This window comes from Kitasatospora sp. NPDC057512, assembly GCF_042802135.1.
GTDB lineage: Bacteria > Actinomycetota > Actinomycetes > Streptomycetales > Streptomycetaceae > Kitasatospora.
The window spans coordinates 1-2,825 of sequence record NZ_JBHVET010000921.1 but is presented as its reverse complement, the minus strand read 5'-3'; the positions used below and the strand labels follow the sequence as shown (position 1 = coordinate 2,825).

Annotated in this window: 3 protein-coding genes; 2 read left to right on the top strand and 1 reads right to left on the bottom strand. The window is 79.8% G+C overall.

What is annotated here, in order from left to right; all coding sequences use genetic code 11:
- Positions 1 to 73 precede the first annotated feature (73 nt).
- Positions 74 to 745 (top strand): hypothetical protein, encoded by a 672-nt coding sequence (locus ACFU6K_RS35785; protein ID WP_380670326.1) that lies wholly within the window; start codon positions 74 to 76, stop codon positions 743 to 745.
- Positions 746 to 781: 36 nt separating this feature from the next.
- Here ACFU6K_RS35785 and ACFU6K_RS35780 read toward each other — a convergent pair whose 3' ends face one another.
- The gene (locus tag ACFU6K_RS35780) at positions 782 to 2,221 is read right to left on the bottom strand and encodes a DUF6350 family protein (protein WP_380670324.1); all 1,440 of its coding nucleotides are present in this window, start codon (positions 2,219 to 2,221) and stop codon (positions 782 to 784) included.
- Between the two features lie 132 nt (positions 2,222 to 2,353).
- Between ACFU6K_RS35780 and ACFU6K_RS35775 the strand changes: the two genes are divergently transcribed.
- A partial coding sequence (locus ACFU6K_RS35775; RefSeq protein ID WP_380670322.1) for a response regulator transcription factor occupies positions 2,354 to 2,825 on the top strand: 472 nt, incomplete at its 3' end.

Genomic DNA, 2,825 nt, shown 5'->3' with positions numbered 1-2,825 from the left:
ATTGGGGCGCGGAAGACCGCTCCGACCCGAGAACCTCCGAACGAGCCCCGACCGAGAAGGAATGGCTGAACCCATGAGCAGCGGCGACGACACCGGCGAGCGCAACCCCTTCGCGCCGCCGCCGGCGGATACCCCGGACCAGCCGTGGCAGCCGCGCAGCCCCTGGGCCGGCGGGGGCCAGGACGGCTCCGGCGGGCCGGGAGGCCCCGGCGGCGAGGACGGCGGACGCCCGCAGCCTCCGCCGCCGTGGGGCCCCGGCGGCGACGGCCGCCCCGGCGGCGACGGCCGCCCCGGCCAGCGGCCGCCGGCCCCGCAGCCACCCCGGCTCGACCTCGCGGACCCGGCCCACCGTAAGGCCCGCAACGCCGCGCTGGCCGGACCGTTCGCGCTGGTCTGCCTGTTCACCGGGTTCCACTGGATCGCCCTGCTGGCCGGGGCGCTCGGCATCGTCTGGGGCGTCGGCGCACTGCGGACCCGGCGGCCCGCCCCGGCCGCCGGCGCGGTCGCCGGACCGGGCGGCCCGTACCCCGTCGCCCCCGCCTCGAACCCGCTCACCCCGGCCGCGCTCGCCGGCATCCTGACCGGCGCGATGACCATCGTGGTCGCCACCTCGGTGATCGGCCTCGGGTACCACTACCGCGAGTACGTCACCTGCGTCCAGGACTCGCTGACCTCCGTCGGCGCCCAGAACTGCGACCGGTACGCGCCGCGGTGGTACGTGGACTTCACCGGGAACGCCGAGTAGTCGGGCCTCCGGGGCCGGTCGGGCCTCCGGGGCCGCTCAGTCGGTCCGGTCCGCGCGGGCCGTCGGGTCCGCACGGTCGGTCGGGTCCCGGTCCTCGGGGCCCGGTTCGTCGGCGGTCCTGACGCCAGGTGCGGAGAGCCGCAGCACCAGGGCGTACGTACCGGCGCGCAGTTCCAGTCCGCCCCGGCGGGCCTGCCGTACGAGCCGGGCGTACACGCCCCCGTCGTCCGCCGGGCCCAGCGTGCGGTACCGGACCAGCAGCGCGCCCGGGACGGCGACCAGCGCGATCCAGCCCGCCGCCGCCGGGCCCGTCCACGGCACCGGCCCCACCCAGGCCAGCCGCTCCCCCGCCAGCGCCCCGCCGGAGAGCCAGCCCAGCACCGCCGCCCCGGCCCCGACCGACAGCGCCGCCGCCAGCGCGGCCACCGCCGTCGCGGCCGGCGGCCAGGGCTCGGGCCGCTCCCCCGACCCGGCGCCCGGCAGCCGCCGGCCCGCCGCCGCGCGACCCAGCAGCACCGCCGGCACCACCCCGGCCAGCAGCGGCAGCACCGACACCGCGAGCCGCCAGCCGCCCGGCCCGTCCGCCGGCAGCAGGGCGAACAGCGGGAACTCCGGCACCGGGCCCAGCGCCGTACCGGCCGGCGACACCACCGTCCCGGTGCCCACCGCGAAGCCCGGACCCAGCGCGTACGCCGCGCCCCACAGCACCGCGTTCGGCAGCAGCGCCAGCGCGAGCAGCAGCAGCCCCACCACCGCGACGGGCCCGCTCCCCAGCAGCGCCGTCCCGCGCCCGCCGCCGGCCACCGCGTCCAGCACCGCCGAGCACACCACCAGCAGGCCGCCCGCCGCGACCAGCCCGGCCCCGGCCGCCAGCGCCGCGGTCCGCACCACCGGCGCGCCGTCGACCGGGCGGTACGGGGGCGGGAGGAAGTCCAGCGGGGAGTCGGCCGGCACGTCGAGGACGGTCACCGAGCGGGCTCCGGCGGCCGTCGCCAGGCCCGCGACCAAGGCCACCACCAGGACGTCCAGCAGCACCCGGCTGTGGAACAGCCCGTCGCCCGCACAGTGCAGCGCCACCGCCACGGCCACCGCGCAGTACCCCGCCCACACCGCCGCCGGGCCGCCCCAGCGCGGGCGCGGCCCGCGCCGCGCCGCCACCCCGGCGGCCGCCCGGTGGAGCCGGACCACGGCCAGGACGCCGAGCAGCAGCGGAGTGACGGTCAGCGGGGCGTCCGTCGGCCCGCGCAGCAGCGGCGCCCCGTGCCCGAGCAGCCAGAGCACCCCCGCCAACCGGGTGACAGCGGCCGCGCCGTCGTCCGCGTACGGCGTCACGACCCAGAGCCCCAGCACCGGCAGCCCGACCGCCGCCAGGCCGACCAGCGCCGTCCGCACTCCCGCCAACAGGTCGGCCAGCGCGGGGCGTCCGCCCAACACGCCGGGCGGTTCCAGGATCGGACGACCCATCAGCTGCGTCATGGGCCACATGGTGCCAAGGCGACTCGCCATGCTCCGTGAAGCGCCAAACCGCCGCCGTGTCCCAGATTATTGGCTTATGCGCATTTTCAGACCTTGCCCCCAAGCCGCCGGCGCCCCGGCCCGGAGCGTCTGATGACCACGCCGCCCACCGCCGACTCCCCCACCCCGGAGCGCCACCGCAAGCCCGACCGCGCCGGGACCGACGCGGGCCGCCTGCTGCGGAAACTGACCCCCCGCGAGGCCCAGACCCTGGCCCACCTCGCGGCCGGGCACGACCTCCCCCGCACCGCCGCCACCCTCGGGGTCACCCCCGGCACCGCCCGCAGCTACCTCCAGCGCGCCCTGCGCAAGCTCGGCACCCGCACCGAGGCGGAGGCCTTCGCCCTGCTGGCGGACGCGCTGCCGCACCCCCCGGACCCCGGCCCGAGCGGGCCCCCGGCGAACTCCGCCGGCCTCGACCCGGCCGCGGTCGGCCCCGGAGCCGGGGCGGACGCGGGGACGGGGGCGGGGGCGGGCGGGGACGCGACCGGGAAGCGGCGCCGCCCCCGAACCGGGAAGCCCGCCCCGGGGGCCTCCGGCGGCACCCCGCGGGCCGCCGACGGCG